Raw genomic sequence first — 21391 nt, forward strand, 5'->3', positions numbered from 1 at the left:
CAGTTCGGTCTGTGGCGGAGGGTGGGACTCAGCTCATCCTGGCCTTTCCGGCCTTCGCGTCAGCTGCGGCCTGCTTGCGATCCGTCGTGCTGCCACGCGACTCCAGTTCGCTGCGGTAGGCCATCGCTACCGGCTTCGGGGTCACGGTGTCGCCGGGGCGCGCGCGCGTCAGGCCATTCACGACGATGTTCTCGCCCGGTCGCAGACCCTTGCGGATCACACGCAGCCCTTCGTACGTCGGCCCCAGTTCGACTTCGCGGTACGCGAGCTTGTTGGCCTTTTCCACCAGGAGCACGAACTTCTTGCCCTGGTCGGTGCCTATGGCGCGATCGTTGACCAGCGCGGCGGGATATGGCGAGCCGCCGCCGAGCTTGACCTTCGCGTACAGGCCCGGCAGCAGGCGGCGGTCCTCATTGTCGAAGACGGCGCGCACGCGGATCGTACCGCTGCGCGTGTCGAGCCGGTTGTCGATCGAATGAATCCGGCCCTTGTGCGGATTGCCATCCTCGTTGGCCAGGCCCAGGAATACCGGCAGGTCTCCCTTGCCGCCACCAGCGCCCGGCGTCGTGTAGCGCAGGTAGCTCTGCTCGTCGACATCGAAGCTCGCGTACACCGGCGAGACCGATACCACCGTGGTCAGCGGCGGCGATGCCGCGCCGGCCGCCACAAGGTTTCCCACCGTGATCTCGGCACGCGACACCCGGCCCGTGACCGGTGCAACGACGCGCGTGTAGCCCAGGTTCAGCTTCGCCACCTCCAGCGCCGCCTGCGCACCACGGACGTCGGCCGACGTCTCGCTGGCCGCGTTGATGCGCTCATCGAACTCGCGGCGCGAGATCGCGTTATCGTCGAGCAGGCGTTGCGCGCGCGCCTTCTCGGTCTGTGCATGCGATGCACGTACCTGCGCCGCTGCCAGTACCGCCTCGGCGCGCGCCACTTCGGCCGCATACGAGCGCGGATCGATCGTGAACAGCGGGTCGCCCTTCGTCACGATCGAGCCATCGCGGAAATGCACCGTTTCGATCGCGCCGGACACACGTGGACGGATCTCAACACGATCCACAGCCTCGATGCGGCCCGAGAATTCATCCCATTCGGTGATGATGGTCTGGCCCACCACTGCCGCCACTTCCACCGCCGGGGTCGGCGGCGGCATGGTCGCCTGTGCTTCCCCGCCGTGCCAGGGACGCAGTACCGAGGCTGCCACGCCGGCCCCCAGGATTGCCACGAAGGCAATGGCGAGCAGTGTGTGTCGAGACTTGCGATTCATCTTTCTTCACTCCATACATCTTTGAGATTCCAGAGTCGAGTCTTACCCCCGTGCAGCGCATCTTGGCATATCGGCGACCCATAACTACGATTATATTAGTCGTAGTTATGGGTCGCAAGATATTTCTTGATCGAGCAACGTTGTCCACCTGCATGTGCAGCGGTGAGATCGTGTCGCGGGCGTTGTATGAAGTTGAGCCGACAACCTCCGCGTCGTCTTTCTGCGGCCGACCGGGGCCGGTGCGCGCGTCCAGCCCATCACGCCGGATCTGGCGAAGCGGCTTCGGAGGTTGCGCGGATGCTTACGCGTTGCGTAGCGACCGGAACCCGGAGCGCAATTCGGCACTGAATAGCTCTGGCTCCTCCCAGGCGGCAAAGTGACCGCCCTTCTCGACGCGGCGATAGTAGATCAGGTTTTGATAGGCTCGCTCCAACCACTGTTTTGGCGGCCGGTAGACCTCGCCAGGGAAAACCGTCACTGCCACCGGAACGGTGATGGGAGAATTCATTGCCGGGGCGCTACTGGCTTCCCAGTAGATCCGTCCGCTCGACTCGCCTGTATTTGTGAGCCAAGAGAGCGAGATGTTGTCAAGGATCGCATTACGGCCGAGTGCTCGCTCCGGATCGCCACGCGTGAATACCCAGTCGGCCTGCTTGTCATAGATCCACGCTGTCAGCCCCACTGGCGAATCGGCCAGGCCAAAGGCAATGGTTTGCGGCCGCGTTTGCATGATGGCCGCGTAACCGAATCCCCGGTTGAGAAAATCCCTCGCGTCGTCGAACACTTGCCTTTCTTCAGGGGTCAGGATTGACGGCGCAGGGTCCCCGCTTTTCAGCGCCATGGCTATCGCCGGTGGCAACGTGGTGGCGCGCTCGATGCGGTTGACGTGGATGCCAAGCAGCCCTTCAGGCGCCAGACTGCCAAGAGCGTCGGAGATGATTGCGCCCCAGTCGCCTCCCTGCGAAACGTAGCGCGCATATCCGAGCCGCTTCATCAGCACGTCCCACGCGCGGGCGATGCGGCCCGGGTGCCAGCCAGTGTCCGTGGGCTTCTGTGAGAAGCCGAAGCCGGGAACCGACGGAATCACGAGATGAAACGCATCGTCCGCGCTGCCGCCATGCGCTGTCGGGTCCGTCAGCGACGGCGCCGCGCTTCGATCCCGCGCAGGCTCGGCGGACCTTTACGCTGGCCCTGTCTGATGTTGGAGAAGCGGCATTCCTGCCGCGCCTGCTGGCCCGGCTCATGAAAGAGGCGCCGCATGTGGACGTGCGTACGGTGTCGGCACGGCACACGGACATCATGGATCAGCTCGAACGCGGCAGGATCGACCTGGCCATTGGCTACTATCCGGATCTGGGCGGTTCGGACGTATTCCAGCAGCGCCTGTTCCGGCATGGCTTCGTGTGCCTGGCGCGCAAGAATCACCCAGTCGCACGCGGACGCATGACGGCGCAACAGTTCCGGGAACCGCCTCATGCGATGATCCAGAACGAAAGCCGCAGCCAGGAGCTGGTCGAGGCGTATCTGCGCCAGCACGGTATCGCACGCCGCGAGATGCTGCGTTCTCCGCATTTCCTCAGCATTCCGCTCGTGATCGCATCGTCGGATCTGGTCGTCACGGTGCCGCTGCCGGTCGGCGAGCTGTTCGCGCGCATCGCGGATGTACAGGTCCTTGAGCCACCGTTCCCGATCCCCGCTTTCGATCTCAGGCAGCATTGGCACCGTTGCCAGCATGACGACCCGGGCAATCGCTGGCTGCGGGCGATCACCCAGGAACTGTTCGGCGAATCTCCTGGCGAGTAGTGGCCCGTGCATCGCATGTGGTTGAAGCAACGAGGGCGATCCATCAGGATCGCCCTCGTTCATGATTGCTAGCGCTGTCAGGCCACTACCACATAGTGCGGATCGGCCCAAGCCAGCGCCTCGGCACGGTCAGCACTTGGCGGATAGATCCACTCGGTGTTGATCTGCGTCTTCAGTGCCTTGGCTTCTGCGCCCACCAGCTTCACCTGACGATCCCAGCCTTCGGTGTATACAGCCCCCCACGACCCGAGATCCAAGCAGGTGACATATTTCGGCTGGCTGTAAGGAATCGGCGTTGCCCCCAGGAGGTCCGCCGCCACATTATGTCCTGCAATCCGGCCCAGCTTCATCGCGTGCTGACAGGACATCGCGGCGTGGTTGCCTTCCTCATCGGTGGACGCGTAGGCAACGTCACCAGTAGCGTAGACCGTATCGATGCCTTTGACCTTCAGGTTGCGATCGACATGGAGCCGCCCGAAGTTGTCGCGCTGCGCAGGAATCTGCGACGTCAGCGCACTGGCGCGCGCGCCGGCGGTCCAGATTACCGTGTCTGTCTCGATGCGCTGACCGTTCTTGAGCGTAACGCCGTTCGCATCGACCGCCGCGACGCCGGAGCCGAGCTTCCATGTCACACCGAGCTCAGTCAGCGCCTCGGTAATCACCGGACGCGGGCCGGGACCCAGATCCGGGCCAACGTCGCTGTTGCGCTCAACCATAATCACGTTCACGGCAGCGTCCTTGCCGAACACCTCGCGTAGACGGGCAGGCATTTCCGCTGCGGTCTCGATACCGGTGAAGCCGGCACCGGCGATCACTACCGTGTTGCGCGCTACGCTTTCGGGACGACGCGCCAGGCTGGCGAGATGCGCATCAAGCGCTGCGGCATCAGCCACCTGGTCTACATTGAACGAATGCTGCTCGAGACCCGGAATCTGCGGCCGGAACAGGCGGCTACCAGCGGCAAGGACCAGGCGGTCATAGCCGAGCTTACGGCGCGACGTATCGCCACCCAGCCCCACAAGTTCCACTTTCTGGCTTACCACATCAATGCGTTCGACCAGGCCCTGGATGAACCTGACGCCCACAGCCTGAAAGATTTCCTGCAGCGGCGCCCTCATGCCGCCTGGGTTCTTCTCATAAAGACGCGGACGCACGTGCAGCTCGGGCTCCGGCGCGACCAGTACGATCTCCACGTCAGTGCGCCCCACTTCATCCAGAAGGCGGGCCGAACCCAGCGCGCTCCACATGCCGGCGAAGCCGGCACCAATAACAACAATACGTTTCGACATGCTTCATGCTCCTGAATCAATGCTCGGTTTCGCGTGACCGGCGAACTCCACAGTTGGCGTATCAGCCTGATCAGCCAGGCGGCGCCCACCGTAACTACGATTGTAATAGTCGTAGTTACGGTGGGCAAGATTTTTCCGCGACGCCAAGGTCGCGACATTCTCTTGTGCCATCTCGTGCGCTTTTCACCTGCGCCTTGCACTTCAATCATGTATCGACTATCTTTACTACGACTATTGTAATCGTAGTATATTGAGCTGGTGCTTTTCCTGCGTGTGACATTGCTGGAGCTGACGGACGCGATGCTCTACCAAACCGGGCGGCGCGTCTCCGACCCCGGCAGGCCTACAGCAGGCCACGACGAAGCAAGCGCGCTTGGCGATCGAATACCGGCAGCAAATGATCAAGATCAAGGCTCTGGTTGACGATACCCGCCGCACGGCCGAAGAACGGTTGGAGGACATCGCCAAGCTGCTCGAGGGCCTAGGACGACTACCCCTCATCGCTGTCCACGACAAACACGGCCAGCAGCTTGGCGGGCTTTGACTTGCTCGCGTTGCGGCTAACTGCATGGTGCGATCCCGGCTCCTCATGGAAGCTCTCGCCCGCCTTGCAGATGCGTTCCGGCCCATTGTCGACCTTGCTCGCAAGGCTGCCAGAGACGACATAGGCATGCCGGTTCCCTCAGGCACCCGGGTGCATCCAGCCGGTTCTCGTTACAGAGATTCTGTCCCTGGTGGGCCGGCGCTTAACTGCGATTCATGTAGTCTCAGTAACAATTGTGGATTGATCGCTGAAGTGCAAGCCACTCGTGCAGGTCAGCTGGTAGCAGTTGGTAAAAAAAAAACTTGCATCGCTTAACTACGACTACTATGATCGCAGTTAAGCGATGCGAACGAGCGCTCGCTGTTTCGATCGGGCGCGCTACGCCGCGGCGGAGTCGGCCTGTTACTTGAGATTTGGTTCAGGAGTATGAAAGATGTCCAAACGGATTCTTGTCATTGGCGCCGGCTTTGCCGGCATGTGGAGCGCGCTGGCTTCGGCCCGTTTGCTTGACCAGGTTGGGCGCACCGATGTGGAGATCGCCCTTGTCGCACCGAAGCCGGAACTGCACATCCGCCCTCGCCTCTACGAGCAGAATCCGAACGGGATGAAGGCGCCGTTGCAGGACATCTTCCAGGCCGTTGGCGTCAGGTTCATCCAGGGCAAGGTGGAGCACATCGATGTCGCAAACCAGACGGTGAGCGTTGCGGGCGTTGGCGCTGATACGCCGCGCCAGCGCATCAGCTATGACCGTCTGGTGCTTGCTGCAGGAAGCCGCCTGTTCCGGCCGCAGATCCCAGGGCTGGACCAGCATGCCTTCAATGTCGACCAGGTCGCTGACGCCGCGGAGCTTGAAGCCCATATCCATGGACTGGCCGACCGCCGGGAGAGCGCCGGCCGCAATACGGTGGTAATCGCGGGTGCCGGCTTTACCGGTATCGAGACGGCTGCCGAAATGCCGGCTCGCCTCCGCGAAGTCCTGGGCGAGGACGCTGCCGTGAGCGTGATCATGGTCGAGCGAAATGCCGCGATCGGCCCTGACCTGGGCGAGGGTCCGCGGCCGGTCATCACGCAGGCGCTGGCCGAGCTTGGGGTGACATGGAAGCTCGGCTCGGGTGTCGCGGCTGTCGATGCGAAAGGCGTCATGCTCGAGAATGGGGAGCGCATCGAGGCAGACACCGTGATCTGGACGGCGGGCGCCCGGGCCAACGAACTCACCGCACAGATTCCGGCAGAGCGGGACAACTTTGGCCGGCTGCATGTTGACCGCAACCTGAAGGTCAAGGGGGTCGAGGCGGTGTTCGCCACCGGCGACTGCGCCTATGCCGCGACCGATGACGAAGGCAACTTCGCCACCATGTCTTGCCAGCACGCCATGAATCTGGGCCGCTCGGCCGGCCACAACGTGGCAGCAGACCTGGTGGGCGCGGCGCCAATCCCTTACAGCCAGCCGAAGTACGTGACCTGCCTGGACCTGGGGCCCTGGGGCGCTGTCTACACGGAAGGCTGGAACCGCCAGGTGAAGATGACGGGCGGCGTCGCCAAGGCGCTGAAGACGCGGATCAATACCGAGTGGATCTATCCTCCGAGCGCGAATCGTGAAGAAGCGCTTGCCTTGGCTGACCCACGGTTCATCGTCGTGGCCTGAGGGCGCGAGGCAAAAAGGCAAGGGGGCGATCCGCGGGATCGCCCTCTCTGCCTTTGTACGCCCAGCATGGGCGCACTCTCGTGGGTGTAAGTCCCACCGTAAGTTGATCACAGCGGACGAAGCGAAGCGCAACTGCGAAAGGGTGACCGATCGTGGGGAGGAGCGCGAGCGAAGCTGCGAGCCGAGGAACACGAACCGGATAGAAGGCGGTGCCGACCAGAACGAGCGGGCAAAGCTTCGCGAAGTTCTCGCGATCAAGGGGAGGCGGCGTATATCCGGCGGTTGTGCAGTGAAGGAGTACGTTCTTACCTGGGGAGATCTCGCCTCATGCCTGAACGGGCAACGGCGTCGAGCCGGAGCGAGAAGTCGGCAGAGGTCGAAGTAGTCGGAGGGGTAGGGCTCAAGACCGCCGATGAAGGACCGAGCGAAAGGGAGTGTTCGAAGCCGTGTCGATGCAGCAGGCATCGCGTCAGAAGCCCGCGCGAGCGGGGCGAGCGAAGGAAACGGACGGTGAAACCGGCCGGGAACTCGCTTGCGACGAAGCCTGCGGCCTGCGACGCGAACCAGAGAGCACAGGGTCGGCGCCGCTTGCAGCGGCGCTGACGCGAGATAACCTGGGTAGTATCCAGGGTGATCCACCATGGCCCCGCCCGTCGAGCTTACGAGCGTGGACCACCTGGCGCTCAATCCAGTAATACACGACGTGTGGACTGATGCCCAGTCGGTGAGCGAGTTGTTGTACCGTGAGTTCGTCAGGCCACTGGAGGCTGGTCGGCGCAATCCCGTACCGGTCGCGGATCCACTTGACCATGGAGAGCGTGAACGATTTGCCAGTTGGGCTGCGCCGGCCTTCCTGATTGAGGTGCGCAACGATTTGTGGGTCGGACAGATGTTGCGACAGCCTGCGTACGTGCTCGACGGTCGCAGTGGGATAGCGCATCGCGTCGGTGACCGGCTTGGGCAAAGTCACGGTGGTGTCGGTACAGGTACCGCCCTGCCAACGCACATGTAGGACTACCTGTCTCGTTGCGGGCAGCTTCTCGAACCTGATGTACCGACTCAAGACACTCACTGGTCCTTGCCTGTGGGCGCGCGAGACCGGCTCCCAGGCCACGGAGGGGCCATCCGTGTAGATGTGCTCAACCGCATGGCGGCCCTCGCTCGCCCGCAATCCGTGCGCGTTGGCTGACTTGGTGTTCACGGAGATACCCACGCCTTCAGATCCGACTTTTGCAACAACGCCCTTCTTCGACCAACTGGGCCTGCCCCCTCACTTTATCTCAACCTCTCGAACCGCCCGGTGCGGACCCGCATGCCGGGTGGTAATGGAATGGACGCCCCCGTCCGAAACGGCATCGATGTGCCAAAGTGGTAAGTGCGTCGAAGCACAACCATCATCGAAGGAGGCGTCACCATGAGCGTTACTACATAGGGCATTGACCTCGCCAAGAATATCTTCCAGGTCCACGGCGTGAACGAGCACGGCAAGTCCGTATCGAAGAAGCAGCTAAAGCGACATCAGATGGCGACGTTCTTTGCAAACCCTTCCGCCGAGTCTGGTTGGCATGGAAGCCTGCGGTGGGGCCCACTTCTGGGCACGCAAGCTGCAGGCGCTCGGCCACACGGTGCGGCTCATGGCTCCCCAGTTCGTCAAGCCCTATGTGAAGACGAATAAGAACGACATGGCCGATGCGGAAGCGATTTGCGAAGCCGTGGCGCGGCCGAATATGCGGTTCGTGCCCATCAAGAACGTCGACCAGCAAGCGATTCTTGCGCTACACCGCGCCCGTCAGGGGTTCGTGCGGGCCCGCACTGCGCAGGCGAATCAGATCCGCGGGCTGCTCGGGGAATTCAGTCTCGTGATCCCACGGGGTATCACGAGCATTGCCCAACATGTGCCGCAGCTCATCGAAGACGCCACAAATGAACTGCCAGGCTCGTTCCGTTTGTTGGTACAGCGCTTGATCGATCATCTAAAGGAACTCGATCGACAGGTCGAAGAGCTCGAGATGCAGATCAAGGCTTGGCATCACGCGAATGACGCCAGCCGGAGGTTGGCTCGTGCTCCGTGGACCATCAGCGTGCGCAAGTACGTGTCACCGCGCTTGGTAATGCCGAGCAGCAACGGTTTGCCTCCGCTCGAATGCTGCCTCGGCACCAAGCCTAGCCATGCCGCCAATTGCCGAGCGTTGCTGAAGCACTTGCCATCCCCGATCGAAGCAACAAGGGCACTGGCCGTGATCGGGCCGATCCCGGGAATCTCTGCGCGCGAGGCGCCTACTTGCGTTGCGCTAGCAGCTTGCGGATGGTGTCCTCGGTTTCGGCGTAGCTGCCCTCGCCATAGTGTTTGTACACGATGCGGCCATTGGCATCGATCAGGTAGAGGGCGGGCCAGTACTGGTTGCTAAAGGCCGACCAGGTCGCATAGGCATTGTCCTGGGCGACCGGATAGCGGATATCGAAGCGCCTGATCGCCGCCTGCACGTTGGCGGTCGATTTCTCGAACGGGAATTCTGGCGTGTGGACGCCCACCACGACCAGGCCCTGATCCTTGTACTTGTCGTGCCACTGCTTCACGTATGGCAGCGTGTTGATGCAGTTGCCGCAGGCATAGGTCCAGAAGTCGACCAGCACGACTTTACCGCGCAGGCCCTCCATGGACAGCGGCGGCGAGTTCAGCCACTGATGGATCCCCGTGAACTCGGGCGCGCGGCCCTGATCGCCAACGGTCGGGGCGAGGCCTCGCTGGCCGAAAACGGCAATGCCGACTGCCGCGATCAGCAGCCCTATCGGTACGAGGCGGTATAACTTCGTGCGCATGATGCTGGCCCGTGCAGAATTGTGATGGAAGCGGATACCCCTGGGGGCCCGTCCGCCCTGGCCTCGGCCGGAGCGAGGGATCGGCGCGGTCAGCACCTTACGCGGCCCTGGCCACCCAGGTTGCATAGCGTCAGGCGTGGGCACCGTCCAGGTACGGGTCGACGCTGCGCGACGGCTCTGCCGATACGCCGGTGCGATCCATGCCGGCCAGCGAACGCGCGCCGTCCGCGAACGGATCGACATAGCGGGCGCCGTCGCTGTACGGGCTGCGCGGCAACTGCACCGAGCGGGCGCCGTCGGTGTACGGGTCGCGCGCACCGAAGCCGGACGACGCGGCCTGCGCGCCAGCGGCGGCGGCCAGCAGGGCGATGGCGAAGACAAAACTCTTGGCAGTATTGACAGTATTTGCAGTGTTGGCAGTCATGATCAGCTCCCAGTAAATGGTCATCGGGGTTGCGGCCCACCGGGATTGCTTGCCTTGCATTTCGCCGCCGTGCCACGGATTGCATTGAAGGCGACCGATGTATCTGGCCCTTAGCGGGTGGACGGCACTTTTGTCGCCGGACGTGTCGGAAGGTCGTCTTGATACAAAGGCGTACAAAGTCGGTACGTCGCCCGGACCGTCCCGCGCAGCGAGAGCGGGCCAATACGACGCGCGACGCTCTCGAAGTTCTGCAAAGACCGGGCGGGCCGCTTTTGCCCGGCCCTGTGCGTGCCGCGGCAGGCTTTTGTATGGCAATGTATCTGGCGGCACAGGCTTGACAATCCGGTACACAGGCGCCGATCCACGACACAATCCGGCTACGCGGACGGTGTCTGATACGGGGAAGCCAAGCCCTGTGAGAAAACACTGATCATGAGCCTGCTGATACTCGCCTACCTCGGAGGGATACTGACCATCCTGAGCCCCTGCATCCTGCCGGTCCTGCCTTTTGTGCTAAGCCGCACCGGCCAGCCGTTCCTGCGCGGCAAGCTGCCGATGCTGGCCGGCATGGCGCTGACTTTTGCCGCCGTCGCCACGCTGGCGTCGGCCGGCGGCGCCTGGGCTGTGCAGGCCAACGCCTACGGGCGCCTGGCCGCCCTGGCGCTGCTGGCACTGTTCGGGCTCTCCCTGCTCCTGCCACAGGTGGCGGATACGCTGGCGCGGCCCCTGGTGGCGCTTGGCAACCGCCTGACCGGCAACCCTGCCGCCTCGACCCAGGCAGCGTCACCTTCGCCATGGGGATCGCTGCTGCTCGGCATCGCCACCGGGATGCTATGGGCACCCTGCGCGGGGCCGATCCTCGGCATAGTGCTGACTGCTGCGGCGCTGCAGGGCGCGAGCGTCTCGACCTCCCTGGCGCTCGCCGCCTATGCCGCGGGCGCAGCGACCTCGCTGGCGGCCGCGCTCGGCATCGGCGCACACATGTTTGCAGCCATGAAGCGGTCGATGGGTGCCAGTGAATGGGTGCGCCGGGGGCTGGGCGCCGGCGTGCTTGGCGGCGTGCTTGCCATCGGGCTGGGCGCCGACACCGGCCTGCTGGCTCGCCTGTCCGCGAGCGGGCCGGTGCGGATCGAGCAGGCGCTGGTCGACGTGCTGCACAAGGCGCGCCCTGCGCCCCAGGCCGCGCATGCGGCGGCACAGCCCGGCACCGGCATGCTGCTGGCCGCGAATGACATGCCGGTGGCCATGCCGAACCGCCTGCCGGTGGAGGGCCGCATGCCGGCACTCGATGGCGCCGTGCAATGGATCAACTCGGCACCGCTCACGCGCGATCACCTGCGGGGCAAAGTCACGCTGGTCTACTTCTGGACATACTCCTGCATCAACTGCATCCGCACCCTGCCCTATTTGCGCGCGTGGGCGGACAAGTACAAGGAGCAGGGCCTGACGGTGATCGGCGTGCACACGCCCGAGTTCGCTTTCGAGAAGTCACCGGACAACGTGCAGCGCGCAGTCGCGAACTTCCGCATCGGCTTCCCGGTAGCCGTCGACAGCAACTACCGCATCTGGCGCGCCTTCCAGAACAGCTACTGGCCCGCTGCGTATTTTGTCGATGCCCACGGCAATATCCGCCACCACCAGTTCGGCGAAGGTGACTACGCCAACTCGGAACGCGTGATCCAGGCGCTGCTGGCGGAAGCCGGCCGTCCGTCCACGGCGCGCGATGTCGTCGCCCCGCTTGCGGAAGGCGCTCAGGCGGCACCGGACCTGTCCAACCTCCGCTCCGGCGAAACCTACCTCGGCTATCTGCAGGCGGCCAACTTCGCCTCGCCGGGCGGCATGCGGCAGGATGCTCCACAGCGGTACAGCGTCGGCAAGCTCCGGCTCAATCAGTGGGGCCTGGCCGGTCAATGGACCGTAGGCGCCGAGCGGGCTGCCCTCGACAAGGCCGATGGCAGCATCGTCCATCGTTTCCATGCACGCGACCTGCACCTGGTACTGGGCCCGGCGCCCGACGGCCGAGCGGTGCGCTTCCTGGTGACGATCGACGGCAAGCCCCCTGGCGACAGCCATGGCGCCGACATCGATGCCGCCGGCAACGGTGCGGTCACGCAGACGCGGCTCTATCAGCTGGTGCGCCAGGCGGGCAAGGTGGGCGAGCACACCTTCGAGATCCGCTTCCTGGATCCCGGTGCGCAGGCCTATGCCTTCACCTTCGGCTGACGCCGGTTTCCATCCACGCATTCCACTTATCGCTGGTGCGCAGCTGTTCATCCACCTTGATATTGCCGCGCTCGTCGGTTTCGACGCCTGCCTTGTCGAGTCCCAGGTCTTCCGTGTTGGGCACTTTCCCCACCGCCAGCAGCAGGTGCGAGCCGTGCACATCGCGCGATCCCGTTGCGCAATCGAGCCCGACGGCGATGCCCTCCCCGGCCCGGCGCGCGGTCAGGCAGTTGGCATCGAGGCGGATTCCCCCCCCCTCGCGCTCCAGGATCTCCCGCAGACACGTCTTCGTCTTCGCGCTGGATCAGGCGCGGGCCATTTTTCCACCACGGTGACCCTTGCGCCAAAGCGCCGGTACATCTGGGCAAACTCCAGGCCGATGTAGCTGCCGCCAATGATGACCAGATGCTCCGGCAGGTAGTCCACGTCCATCATGCCCGAATTGGTCAGGTACGCCACCGTGTCGAGCCCGGGCATCGGCGGAACGAGGGCCCGGGCGCCGACGTTAATAAAGATGCGATCGGCTTGCAGTAGTTCGCCATTGACGCGCACACCGTGCGCGCTTTCCAAGCGGGCGTGCCACTGGTAGACCGTGCCGTTGGCCAGGCCGCGCATCCACTGTTCCACGCCGCTGGCGGAGCGCCCGGCGATGTCGTCCTTGCGCGCCTTCACCTGCCTCATGTCGACAGCGACCGGCCCGCCAATCGTCACGCCATAGTCGCCCGCCCGCCGCGCAAGATGGGCCGCATACGCGCTCGCGATCAGGGTCTTGGTAGGAATGCGGCCGGTGTTCACGCAAGTGCCGCCAAAATGCGCGCGCTCGATGACTGCCACTTTCATGCCGGAGCCGGACAGCCGCGCGGCAAGCGCGGGGCCGGCTTGTCCGGTGCCGATGATGATCGCGTCGAATCCCTGGGCCATCGCGCTCTCCCTGGCTTGTGCCATGCCCGCTGCACTCACCACGCGCAGCGGCGCATTCGCGCTGGGGATCGGGCAGCAATCGTACCTGGCTCACGCCCAAGCATAGACAACCGCGTGGGATTTCGCGATGTCACAGAACAGCGTCAATTTTCACGGGCTTTCCCGGCCTGTCCTGCATTTCACCATCAGGCCGCGCGAGGATGAGCCGGCCAAGCGCCCTGAGCGAGGCTTGTCCCCTCAGCCAAGCCTGAGCTGCGCCTCCAGCCCACCGCCCTCCCGGTTGTGCAGCGTCAGCGAACCGCCGATCGCCAGCGCCAGCTGGTGCGCGATGGCCAGGCCCAGGCCCGTGCCGCCGGTCTCACGGTTGCGCGACGCTTCGAGCCGGACAAACGGCTGTATCACGGATTCGAGCTTCTCTGCCGGGATGCCGGGCCCGCGATCAAGCACGCCGATCACCACCGCGGCGCCGTCGCGGCGCACTCTCAGTTCCGCCGCCCCGCCGAACTTGATGGCGTTGTCAGTCAGGTTGGTCAGGATGCGGCGCAGAGCGTGCGGGCGCGTCAGGATGGCGCCGCCGGTATTCTGCCGGATAGTGACGGCCTTGCCGGTGTCCTGGTAATCGTAGACCAGGCTCTCGACGAAGGACCCGATATCGATCCGCGATGCCTTTTCGCCGTCGCCATGCATGGCGCGCGCATAGGTCAGCCCCTCCTTGACCAGCGTCTCGATCTCGGCAAGGTCGTGCACCAGCTTGCGCTTGTCTTCGGAATCCTCCGCCATCTCGGCGCGCAGCTTCATGCGCGTGATCGGCGTCTGCAGGTCGTGCGAGATTGCCGCCAGGATCTGCACGCGCTCCTCGACAAAGCGTGCAATGCGCTCGCGCATGGCGTTGAACGCGCGCGCGGCACGCACCAGTTCAGTCGGACCGGTCTCGGCCAGCGGCTCGCTCGCGGCGTTCGGGTCGAGCGCGTCGGCGGCATTGGCCAGCGCCACCACCGGGCGCAGCGACAGCCGTACCGCCAGCCAGCAGCACAGCACCAGCAGCAACAGCTGCAGCACCAGCACATAGGGCAGCCATTGCGCGATCGCGGGCGGCTTCGGATGCACGTCGATGGTCAGCGGGCTGCCATCGCTGAGGGTGAGGTGCGCCTGCAAGCGTTTGCCCTGCCCCGGGATCGATTCGACCCTGACGGGGAAGCGGCCGCCGCTCGCTTCGGTAATGCGGTCGGCGATCTCCTGGGCCTGCGCGCTCATCTCCGGCACGCCCGGCAGGCCCGGCCCGAGCACATACTGGTAGTTGCCGCGGTTGACATGCCGCAGCCACTGCGGCCGCTCCGCCGCCGGCACGCGGTCGAGAATCGCGATCGACGTTGATACGTCGGTTTCCAGCGTGCCGAGCATAACCTGGCGCGCGGTGATGTAGCGCTCCGCAAACAGCACGCCGAACGACAGGCCATGGGCCACCACGAGCCCGGCCAGCAGGATCAGGAATAGCCGCGCGCCCAGCGTGCGGGGCCACGGCAAGGCCCGGAGGTTCACTGCTGCGCCTCCCGGATCGCTACCGGCATCGAGAACACGTAGCCCTCGCTGCGCACGGTCTTGATGTAGCGGGGCTCGCGCGCATCGTCCTTGAGATGCTGGCGCAACCGGCTGACCAGCAGGTCGACCGATCGCTCGAACATTTCCGCTTCGCGGCCCTGCGTGAGGCTGAGCAGCTGGTCACGGTTGAGCACGCGCTGCGGATGGTCGACAAACACGCGCAGCAAGCGGTATTCCGCGCCACTCAGCGCGACGATGATGTGGGCCAGTAGCTCGCGCGCGGCGAAAGGCTTGGGGAGATAGTCGTCGGCACCCATTTCAAGGCCGAGGATGCGATCGGTCTCGTCGCTGCGCGCGGTCAGCATCAGGACCGGGGTGGTCTTGTGCTTGCCGGCCCGCAGTTCACGGCACAGCATCAGGCCATCATCGCCCGGCATCATCACGTCCAGCACGATCAGGTCGACGGCATTGGCCTCCAGGATCGCGCACATTTGCCTGCCATCCTGCGCAACGGTCACGCGCAGCCCATTCTTGGCCAGATAGGTCGATACCAGCTCCCGGATTTCCCGGTCGTCATCGACAACCAAGATATGGTCGACGTGTGCATCCATCTCTATCCCCTCGGAAAAGTACGGTGAACCGCCAGTCTGCGTCGACGCCATTGTATGAGTGCCGGCGATTCTCCGTGTATCGCACTGTATCCGGTACAGCAAACGCCACAGTCCGATACATATTTATTTACTCACGGGACACCGCCATCGTCGGTGGATACCGCGCGCGGGTCATGTGGACCCCTTCCTTCCCGTGAAAGCACCCTCGGCGGTGGTGGCAGGAAAGGTGGTATCTATGACATTGGCGCCATGACCTTGCGCACCTAATCTTGAACTCACGCAGCCGGCCAGCCGGTGAGACTTCCCTCCAGAGAACCAGGAGCTTTGACATGACGACTGACATCCACGCCGGCACCGCCCTCATCACCGGCGCATCTTCCGGCATCGGCGCCATTTATGCAGACCGCCTCGCCCGCCGCGGCCACGACCCTGGTGGCACGCAACCGATCCCGGCTCGAGGCGCTGGCCCGCCGGATCGCCGACGACACTGGCCGCTCGGTCGAGATCGTGACCGCTGACCTGGGCCAGCCTGCCGATGTCCGGCGCATCGAAGACCTGCTGCGCACCGATGCCAGCATCACTACGCTGGTCAACAATGCCGGCATTGGCGCCGCGGCACCGTTGCTGGTGTCGGATGTCGACAAGATGCAGGCGATGATCGAGCTCAACGTCACGGCTCTGACTCGCCTGACCTATGCCGCTGCGCCGGCATTCGTGGCGCGCGGCGAAGGCGCCATCATCAATATCGCGTCGGTCGTCGCGGTGGCGCCCGAGATCCTGAATGGCGCCTATGGCGGCTCCAAGGCGTTCGTGCTGGCCTTTACCCAGTCGTTGCAGCATGAGCTCGCCGGCAAGGGGGTACGCGTGCAGGCCGTGCTTCCCGGCGCGACGCGGACCGAGTTCTGGGACATTGCGGGCCAGCCGGTCGAGAACCTGCCGCAAGGCATCGTGATGAGCGGCGACGACCTGGTCGATGCCGCGCTGGCCGGGCTCGACCTGGGTGAAGTGATTACCGTGCCATCGTTGCCTGACGAAGCCGACTGGAAAGCGTTCGAGGCTGCACGTGCCGCGCTCGGCCCCAGCCTGTCGCGCGACCAGCCCGCGGCCCGGTACGGCGTTGCGCGGTAGTTCCCAGGTAACCTGAACGGTCCGCGCATGGCCTAATGCCGTTCAGCGAACCACCGTCGTTCCCGCGTAGGCGGGAACCCAGTGACTTCATCCCCGAAGGGGACGTGAAAGACGCTGGATTGCTCGCTACGTTCGCCCTTCGGGCAGTCCCTTGGACGTCCAATGCGCTGTGCGCATTGTCCCGCCTTCGCGGTAATGACCGTGGTGGTTGATACCTTTACTGAACGGTATTTCCGCGCATGGCCGGCATTTTCCGCCAGTACGTCGCGGAATACGACGGCTACGCGACCTGCAACGCATCGCCGCGCGCCATGCGCCGGATTGCCTGCGGCGGCTGTCCCGAATGCCCGCAGGAATGCCCGCCGCATGCGCTCGCGGTCGCCGAAGCCGGTATCCCGCGCGACCACGTCAATGGCGTGGCGGCCGCTTTCCATCATCAGCCGGGCCGCTTCCACGCGCAGGTGCTCCACGGCCTTGGCCGGGGTCTGCCCGGTCTCATCCCGGAATGCGCGGGCAAACTGGCGCGGGCTCAGGTGCGCCGCTTAGGCAAGTTGATCCACCGAGAGCTCCCGCTGCAGGTTCTGCCGCGCAAAGTCCAGCGCGGCACGGATGCGGTCAGAGCGCGGTTCCAGGTCCAGCAGCGCCGAGAACTGCGACTGCCCGCCGGGCCCGGCGGTGATACACGACGAGCTTCCTGACGACATCGCGCGCAACGGCGCCCCCGGCATCTTTCTCCACAAGCGCCAGCGCTAGGTCGATGCAGGCCGACATGCCGGCCGAGGTCCAGACCGGGCCGTCGATGATGAAGATGCGGTCTTCCTCCACCCCGACTTCCGGGAAGCGCCGGCGCAACTGCTCCGCGTAGTACCAGTGCGTAGTGGCGCGGCGGCCGTCCAGCAGCCCAGCCTCCGCCAGGTTGAAGGCGCCGGTGCAGGTGGCGCCAATGCGCCGCGAGGTCCGCGCAGCGCGCCGCAGGAATATCACCAGTGCGGGCGGCGCGGGCAGGACGTCGTTATCTCCCACTACCAGCACCGTATCGAAGCGGCGCCTGCCGAACGGCTCGGTGCTGACCGAAAACCCCCCCTGAACTCGGCACCAACCCGCCATGTTCGGACAGAGGTGAACCTCGTACATCGGCTGTGCGAGCGAGCGGTTGGCAAATTCCAGCACCGTCGAGACCGCCAGGTTCAATGCCTGGAAGCCTGGATACAGGGCTAGGGCTACGTGGCGCATAGCGAACTCCATGGAGCGGTCGGAGAGTGTCCGTCCGTGACACGCTTACGCCATCAGCTTCTCCTTCGTGATGGGGAGATCCCGAATCCTCTTGCCGGTGGCGTGGTATACCGCATTGGCGACAGCGGCGGCAAGGCCGGTAATCCCGATCTCCCCAATGCCGCACGCGCCGAATTCATTGAATTCGAGGTCGGGATGGTTGAGCAGGATCACGTCGATCCCCGGCTGGTCTGCATGGACCGGAACGGCATACTCAGCATAGTTGTTGTTGCCCGGCATGCCGTCGCGTCCGTCATACTCGGTGGCTTCGAACAAAGCCATGCCGACGCCCATCACGATCGCGCCTTCCACCTGGTTGCGCGCAGTGACCGGGTTGATGACCCGCCCCACATCGATCGCGCTCACGACCCTGGCGACGCGCAACCGTGAAATGCCGGGATCCCAGCGCACCTCAACGAAGTGGGCGCCGAAAGACGTGCAGGACAGCTTGTCGGTCGGTGTGCCGCCGGTCCGGGCAAAGCCCTCCGCGCTGGCAAAACGCTGAGCATTGAGGATCGAGGCATGATCGACGGCGCGCTTGCCGTCGGTCAGGCGGCCATTCTGCGTCGCGAACGTGCGCAGCTGACCGATCGCGTTGCGCGTGGCCTCGGCAACGGCCGGGAGCACGCTGGCCGTCGCCCACGAACCGCCGGCTACCGGAGCCGCCGGAAACGCCGAATCGCCCAGCCTGACATCGATCTTTTCAAATGGCAGCTCGGTCAGTTCGCTGACCGTTTGCGCAACGATGGTGTACATGCCCGTGCCGATGTCCTGGATTGCGCAGATCACCGCGGCGGTGCCATCGCTGCGCAGGAGGACACGAGCCTCGGCTGGCGAGCGCCAGGCGTCCCAGTTGCACACCGCCATGCCGTAGCCGACGATCTCGGTGCCGGCCGTCATCGAACCCGGCCTCGGATCGCGCCGGTCCCAGCCGAACTTGCGGCTGCCCTGCCCGATGGCCCATCGTTCAGGCATGCAGCGGGTTCGGCTTCTCCGGATCGATCCCGTACTTGTGAATCGCTTCCGAGACGCGAGTGCCGGGGATGGTCCCCTCATCCGCCAGCGCCTTCAATGCCGCGATCGCGATCCAGTGGCGATCCACCTCGAAGAAGTGGCGCAGCGCCGCGCGGGTATCGGAGCGGCCGAACCCGTCAGTGCCCAGCACGACGAATTTCTGCGGCACATAGGCGCGAATCTGGTCCGCGAGCGCACGGATATAGTCGGTCGCGACAATGACCGGCCCCGGCGCATCCTGCAGCCGCCGGGTCACGTGCGGAACGCGCGGCGGCGCCTCGGGATGCAGCAGGTTGTGCCGTTCGGCCGCACGGCCGTCGCGTGCCAGTTCCGTCAGGCCCGGCACGCCCCACACATCCGCAGCGACGCCCCAGTCCTGCTGCAGCAATGCAGCTGCGGCGATGACCTCATTGAAGATGGTGCCGGCGCCCATCAGTTGCACGCGCGGACAGGATTCGGCAGATTCTGCCTTGCTGAAGGCGTACATGCCCTTGAGGATATCCTGCGCGACGCTCGGGCCGGCCGGCATGGCCGGCTGCGCATAGGTCTCGTTCATGACGGTGATGTAGTAGTAGACGTCTTCCTGCTCCTGCACCATGCGGCGCAGGCCGTCCTGTACGATCACAGCCAACTCGTACGCAAACGACGGGTCATAGCTGATGCAGTTCGGCACCGACGATGCCCACAGCAGCGAATGTCCATCCTCGTGCTGCAGGCCTTCGCCGTTGATCGTGGTCCGTCCGGAGATTCCGCCCAGCAGGAAGCCGCGCGCCCGCATATCGGCCGCCGCCCAGGCGAGATCGCCCACGCGCTGGAAGCCGAACATGGAGTAGAAGATATAGAACGGCACCATGGGCTCGCCATGCGTGGAGTACGATGTCGCGGCAGCGATCCAGTCGGCCATGCCCCCCGCTTCATTGATGCCCTCCTGCAGGAATTGGCCGGTCGTCGACTCCTTGTAGGATGTCAGCGTCTCGGCATCCTGCGGGGTGTAGCGCTGGCCGTCCTGGTTCCAGATGCCGATCTGCCGGAACAGTCCTTCCATGCCAAACGTGCGGGACTCGTCCGGTACGATCGGCACGATGCGCCGGCCCAGTTCCTTGTCCCGCAGCAGCGTGCCCAGGATGCGAACGAAGGCCATCGTGGTCGACATGCCCCGCCCTTCGGGCGTGGCCCTGAGCAGCGCGTCGAATGCCGACAAGGCGGGCGCCGGCAGCGATGCGGCTTTCTGGCGCCGCGCGGGCAGGTAGCCGCCCAGCGCCTCGCGGCGTCCGCGCATGTAGGTGAGCTCTTTCGATCCCTCGGGCAAGCTGATATACGGGACGTCTTCGATTTCCGCATCCGCAACGGGCAATGCATACTTGTCGCGCAAGGCCAGCAGGGCCTCCCGCTGCACCTTCTTCTGCTGGTGGTTGACGTTGGAGGCCTGGCCCTGGTCGCCCATGCCATAGCCCTTGATGGTCTTGGCCAGGATCACGGTCGGCACGTCGCTGCCGCGCGCGGCCTCAGCGAATGCGGTAAAGACCTTCACCGGATCGTGGCCGCCGCGGTCCAGGCTCCAGAGGTCATCGTCGGTGTAGTCGGCCACCAGCGCCTTCAGCTCAGGCGTATTGAAGAAATGCTCGCGCAGGTATGCCCCGGATTTCGAACGGTAGGTCTGGTATTCGCCGTCGACGACCTCCATCATGCGCCGTGCCAGCGCCCCACTCTTGTCGCGTGCGAACAGGTCGTCCCAGCGGCCACCCCATAGCACCTTGATCACCCGCCAGCCAGCGCCCAGGAAGATGCTTTCCAGTTCCTGCACGATCTTGCCGTTGCCGCGCACCGGCCCGTCCAGGCGCTGAAGATTGGCGTTGACGACGAACACAAGGTTGCCCAGGCGCTCCCTGGCCGCCATGCCGATCGCGCCCAGGGACTCGGGCTCGTCCATTTCGCCGTCGCCAAGGAATACCCATACCTTCCGGTCATCGGTCTTCGCGATGCCGCGCGCCTGCAGGTACTTCATGAAACGGGTCTGGTAGATCGCCATCAACGGGCCGAGCCCCATCGAAACGGTGGGAAACTGCCAGAAATCGGGCATCAGCCACGGGTGGGGGTAGGAGGACAGCCCTTCCCCGCCGACTTCGCGCCGGTAGTTGTCGAGTTGCTTGGCATCCAGCCGGCCGAGCAGGAACGCGCGCGCGTAGATGCCGGGCGCCACGTGGCCTTGCACGAAGACAAGGTCGCCGCCGTGATCCGCTGTGGGCGCGCGCCAGAAATGGCTGAAGCCCACGTCATAGAGCGTGGCCGCGGAGGCAAACGAGGCGATATGCCCGCCGACATTCGAAGTCTTGCCGGCCCGCACCACCATCGCCATGGCATTCCACCGGGTATAGGAGCGAATGCGTCGCTCAATCTCGCGGTCGCCTGGCATGCGTGGTTGCTGGTCGACGGCAATGGTATTGACGTAAGGCGTGCCGCCAGAGTGCGGCTGCAATTGCCCGCGCAGCCGCGCATGGGCAATCTGCCGCTCGATGAGATAGTGCGCACGTGCCGGCCCGACGTTGCCGAGGACGCCCTCCAGGGCTTCCAGCCATTCGGCTGTCTCCTGAGGGTCGTCGTCCCGTGGATCAATTGTCAATGCGATTTCGTCATGTTGCGTGGCGGTCACGGCAAGTCTCCGTTAAGGAATTCGGTGAAAACCAGCATAGGCGATAACTACGACTTTACAAGTCTTAGTTATCGCGGAGACTTCAGGGCAAACCATGGGCTGTTCATGTCTGGCACTTGACGGGAAACAGAGCTGCAAGATCTTTTCCCGATGCTTGTCTCGGCGCAGTCCATGTGCTCGCTTGCACTTCGATGGACGATCGACTATCGTTACTACGACTATAATGATCGTAGTTAAA

At 64.4% G+C, this 21391-nt stretch carries 12 protein-coding genes and 8 pseudogenes; 7 read left to right on the plus strand and 13 right to left on the minus strand.

Annotated elements, in window-relative coordinates; genetic code table 11:
- Positions 1 to 28 precede the first annotated feature (28 nt).
- Both AC3WRI_RS15680 and AC3WRI_RS15685 read right to left on the minus strand, forming a co-directional pair.
- Positions 29 to 1270, minus strand: coding sequence for an efflux RND transporter periplasmic adaptor subunit (locus AC3WRI_RS15680; protein WP_492293508.1), 1242 nt, complete (start codon positions 1268 to 1270; stop codon positions 29 to 31).
- 301 nt (positions 1271 to 1571) lie between these two features.
- Positions 1572 to 2357, minus strand: a complete 786-nt coding sequence (locus tag AC3WRI_RS15685) for an epoxide hydrolase (protein WP_011615292.1) — start codon at positions 2355 to 2357, stop codon at positions 1572 to 1574.
- Between AC3WRI_RS15685 and AC3WRI_RS15690 the strand changes: the two genes are divergently transcribed.
- Positions 2324 to 3073 (plus strand): LysR substrate-binding domain-containing protein, encoded by a 750-nt coding sequence (locus AC3WRI_RS15690; protein ID WP_011615291.1) that lies wholly within the window; start codon positions 2324 to 2326, stop codon positions 3071 to 3073. The two genes, AC3WRI_RS15685 and AC3WRI_RS15690, sit on opposite strands and share 34 nt — an antisense overlap.
- 77 nt (positions 3074 to 3150) lie before the next feature.
- Here AC3WRI_RS15690 and AC3WRI_RS15695 read toward each other — a convergent pair whose 3' ends face one another.
- Positions 3151 to 4362 (minus strand): NAD(P)/FAD-dependent oxidoreductase, encoded by a 1212-nt coding sequence (locus AC3WRI_RS15695; protein ID WP_492293509.1) that lies wholly within the window; start codon positions 4360 to 4362, stop codon positions 3151 to 3153.
- Positions 4363 to 4611: 249 nt separating this feature from the next.
- Between AC3WRI_RS15695 and AC3WRI_RS15700 the strand changes: the two are divergent.
- Positions 4612 to 4858 (plus strand): annotated as a pseudogene (locus AC3WRI_RS15700) (hypothetical protein); the annotation flags it as partial.
- Here AC3WRI_RS15700 and AC3WRI_RS15705 read toward each other — a convergent pair.
- Positions 4853 to 5035, minus strand: a pseudogene (locus AC3WRI_RS15705) (cupin domain-containing protein); the annotation flags it as partial. The pseudogenes AC3WRI_RS15700 and AC3WRI_RS15705 sit on opposite strands and share 6 nt — an antisense overlap.
- A 304-nt stretch (positions 5036 to 5339) precedes the next feature.
- Here AC3WRI_RS15705 and AC3WRI_RS15710 point away from each other — a divergent pair.
- The 3 genes and pseudogenes from AC3WRI_RS15710 to AC3WRI_RS15720 all read left to right on the plus strand — a co-directional run.
- Entirely contained in the window at positions 5340 to 6551 is a 1212-nt protein-coding gene (locus AC3WRI_RS15710; RefSeq protein WP_011615289.1) for an NAD(P)/FAD-dependent oxidoreductase, read from the plus strand.
- 1043 nt (positions 6552 to 7594) lie between these two features.
- Positions 7595 to 7740: pseudogene (locus AC3WRI_RS15715) on the plus strand (IS5/IS1182 family transposase); the annotation flags it as partial.
- A gap of 246 nt (positions 7741 to 7986) precedes the next feature.
- Positions 7987 to 8620, plus strand: a pseudogene (locus AC3WRI_RS15720) (IS110 family RNA-guided transposase); the annotation flags it as partial.
- Here AC3WRI_RS15720 and AC3WRI_RS15725 read toward each other — a convergent pair.
- From AC3WRI_RS15725 to AC3WRI_RS15735, 3 genes and pseudogenes are all read right to left on the minus strand, one after another.
- Positions 8599 to 8811: pseudogene (locus tag AC3WRI_RS15725) on the minus strand (transposase); the annotation flags it as partial. The pseudogenes AC3WRI_RS15720 and AC3WRI_RS15725 overlap by 22 nt on opposite strands.
- Positions 8812 to 8828: 17 nt before the next feature.
- Entirely contained in the window at positions 8829 to 9371 is a 543-nt protein-coding gene (locus tag AC3WRI_RS15730; RefSeq protein ID WP_136227763.1) for a thioredoxin family protein, read from the minus strand.
- Positions 9372 to 9501: 130 nt separating this feature from the next.
- A complete protein-coding gene (locus tag AC3WRI_RS15735) occupies positions 9502 to 9795 on the minus strand; it encodes a hypothetical protein (protein WP_041687751.1) in 294 nt (97 codons plus the stop codon).
- 432 nt (positions 9796 to 10227) lie between these two features.
- Between AC3WRI_RS15735 and AC3WRI_RS15740 the strand changes: the two genes are divergently transcribed.
- Entirely contained in the window at positions 10228 to 12018 is a 1791-nt protein-coding gene (locus tag AC3WRI_RS15740; protein ID WP_492293510.1) for a cytochrome c biogenesis protein DipZ, read from the plus strand.
- Between the two features lie 31 nt (positions 12019 to 12049).
- On the opposite strand, the pseudogene AC3WRI_RS15745 reads toward AC3WRI_RS15740, so the two are convergent.
- The 3 genes and pseudogenes from AC3WRI_RS15745 to AC3WRI_RS15755 all read right to left on the minus strand — a co-directional run.
- Positions 12050 to 12939: pseudogene (locus AC3WRI_RS15745) on the minus strand (FAD-dependent oxidoreductase); the annotation flags it as partial.
- Between the two features lie 237 nt (positions 12940 to 13176).
- A complete protein-coding gene (locus AC3WRI_RS15750; RefSeq protein WP_011615285.1) occupies positions 13177 to 14478 on the minus strand; it encodes a sensor histidine kinase in 1302 nt (433 codons plus the stop codon).
- A complete protein-coding gene (locus tag AC3WRI_RS15755) occupies positions 14475 to 15089 on the minus strand; it encodes a response regulator (protein WP_011615284.1) in 615 nt (204 codons plus the stop codon). The genes AC3WRI_RS15750 and AC3WRI_RS15755 overlap by 4 nt, the downstream gene beginning before the upstream one ends.
- A gap of 329 nt (positions 15090 to 15418) precedes the next feature.
- Here AC3WRI_RS15755 and AC3WRI_RS15760 point away from each other — a divergent pair.
- A pseudogene (locus tag AC3WRI_RS15760) lies at positions 15419 to 16217 on the plus strand (SDR family NAD(P)-dependent oxidoreductase).
- 280 nt (positions 16218 to 16497) lie between these two features.
- On the opposite strand, the pseudogene AC3WRI_RS15765 reads toward AC3WRI_RS15760, so the two are convergent.
- The 3 genes and pseudogenes from AC3WRI_RS15765 to aceE all read right to left on the minus strand — a co-directional run bounded on the left by AC3WRI_RS15765 (position 16498) and on the right by aceE (position 21153).
- A pseudogene (locus AC3WRI_RS15765) lies at positions 16498 to 17450 on the minus strand (GlxA family transcriptional regulator).
- A 45-nt stretch (positions 17451 to 17495) separates the two neighbouring features.
- Positions 17496 to 18545: a xanthine dehydrogenase family protein molybdopterin-binding subunit gene (locus tag AC3WRI_RS15770; protein ID WP_492293511.1), complete on the minus strand. Its 1050-nt coding sequence runs from the start codon at positions 18543 to 18545 to the stop codon at positions 17496 to 17498.
- Positions 18457 to 21153, minus strand: coding sequence for a pyruvate dehydrogenase (acetyl-transferring), homodimeric type (aceE, locus tag AC3WRI_RS15775; protein WP_011615282.1), 2697 nt, complete (start codon positions 21151 to 21153; stop codon positions 18457 to 18459). Before aceE ends, AC3WRI_RS15770 begins: the two co-directional genes overlap by 89 nt.
- Positions 21154 to 21391 lie beyond the last annotated feature (238 nt).

Source organism: Cupriavidus sp. FW305-27, from assembly GCF_058787995.1.

Excerpts from the sequence above, each read along its gene's own strand:
- AC3WRI_RS15680 (WP_492293508.1), bottom strand. The coding sequence starts at position 1,270 with ATGAATCGCAAGTCTCGACACACACTGCTCGCCATTGCCTTCGTGGCA.
- AC3WRI_RS15695 (WP_492293509.1), bottom strand. The coding sequence starts at position 4,362 with ATGTCGAAACGTATTGTTGTTATTGGTGCCGGCTTCGCCGGCATGTGG.
- AC3WRI_RS15710 (WP_011615289.1), top strand. The coding sequence starts at position 5,340 with ATGTCCAAACGGATTCTTGTCATTGGCGCCGGCTTTGCCGGCATGTGG.
- AC3WRI_RS15730 (WP_136227763.1), bottom strand. The coding sequence starts at position 9,371 with ATGCGCACGAAGTTATACCGCCTCGTACCGATAGGGCTGCTGATCGCG.
- AC3WRI_RS15735 (WP_041687751.1), bottom strand. The coding sequence starts at position 9,795 with ATGACTGCCAACACTGCAAATACTGTCAATACTGCCAAGAGTTTTGTC.
- AC3WRI_RS15740 (WP_492293510.1), top strand. The coding sequence starts at position 10,228 with ATGAGCCTGCTGATACTCGCCTACCTCGGAGGGATACTGACCATCCTG.
- AC3WRI_RS15755 (WP_011615284.1), bottom strand. The coding sequence starts at position 15,089 with ATGGATGCACACGTCGACCATATCTTGGTTGTCGATGACGACCGGGAA.
- AC3WRI_RS15770 (WP_492293511.1), bottom strand. The coding sequence starts at position 18,545 with ATGAGGGGACCATCCCCGGCACTCGCGTCTCGGAAGCGATTCACAAGT.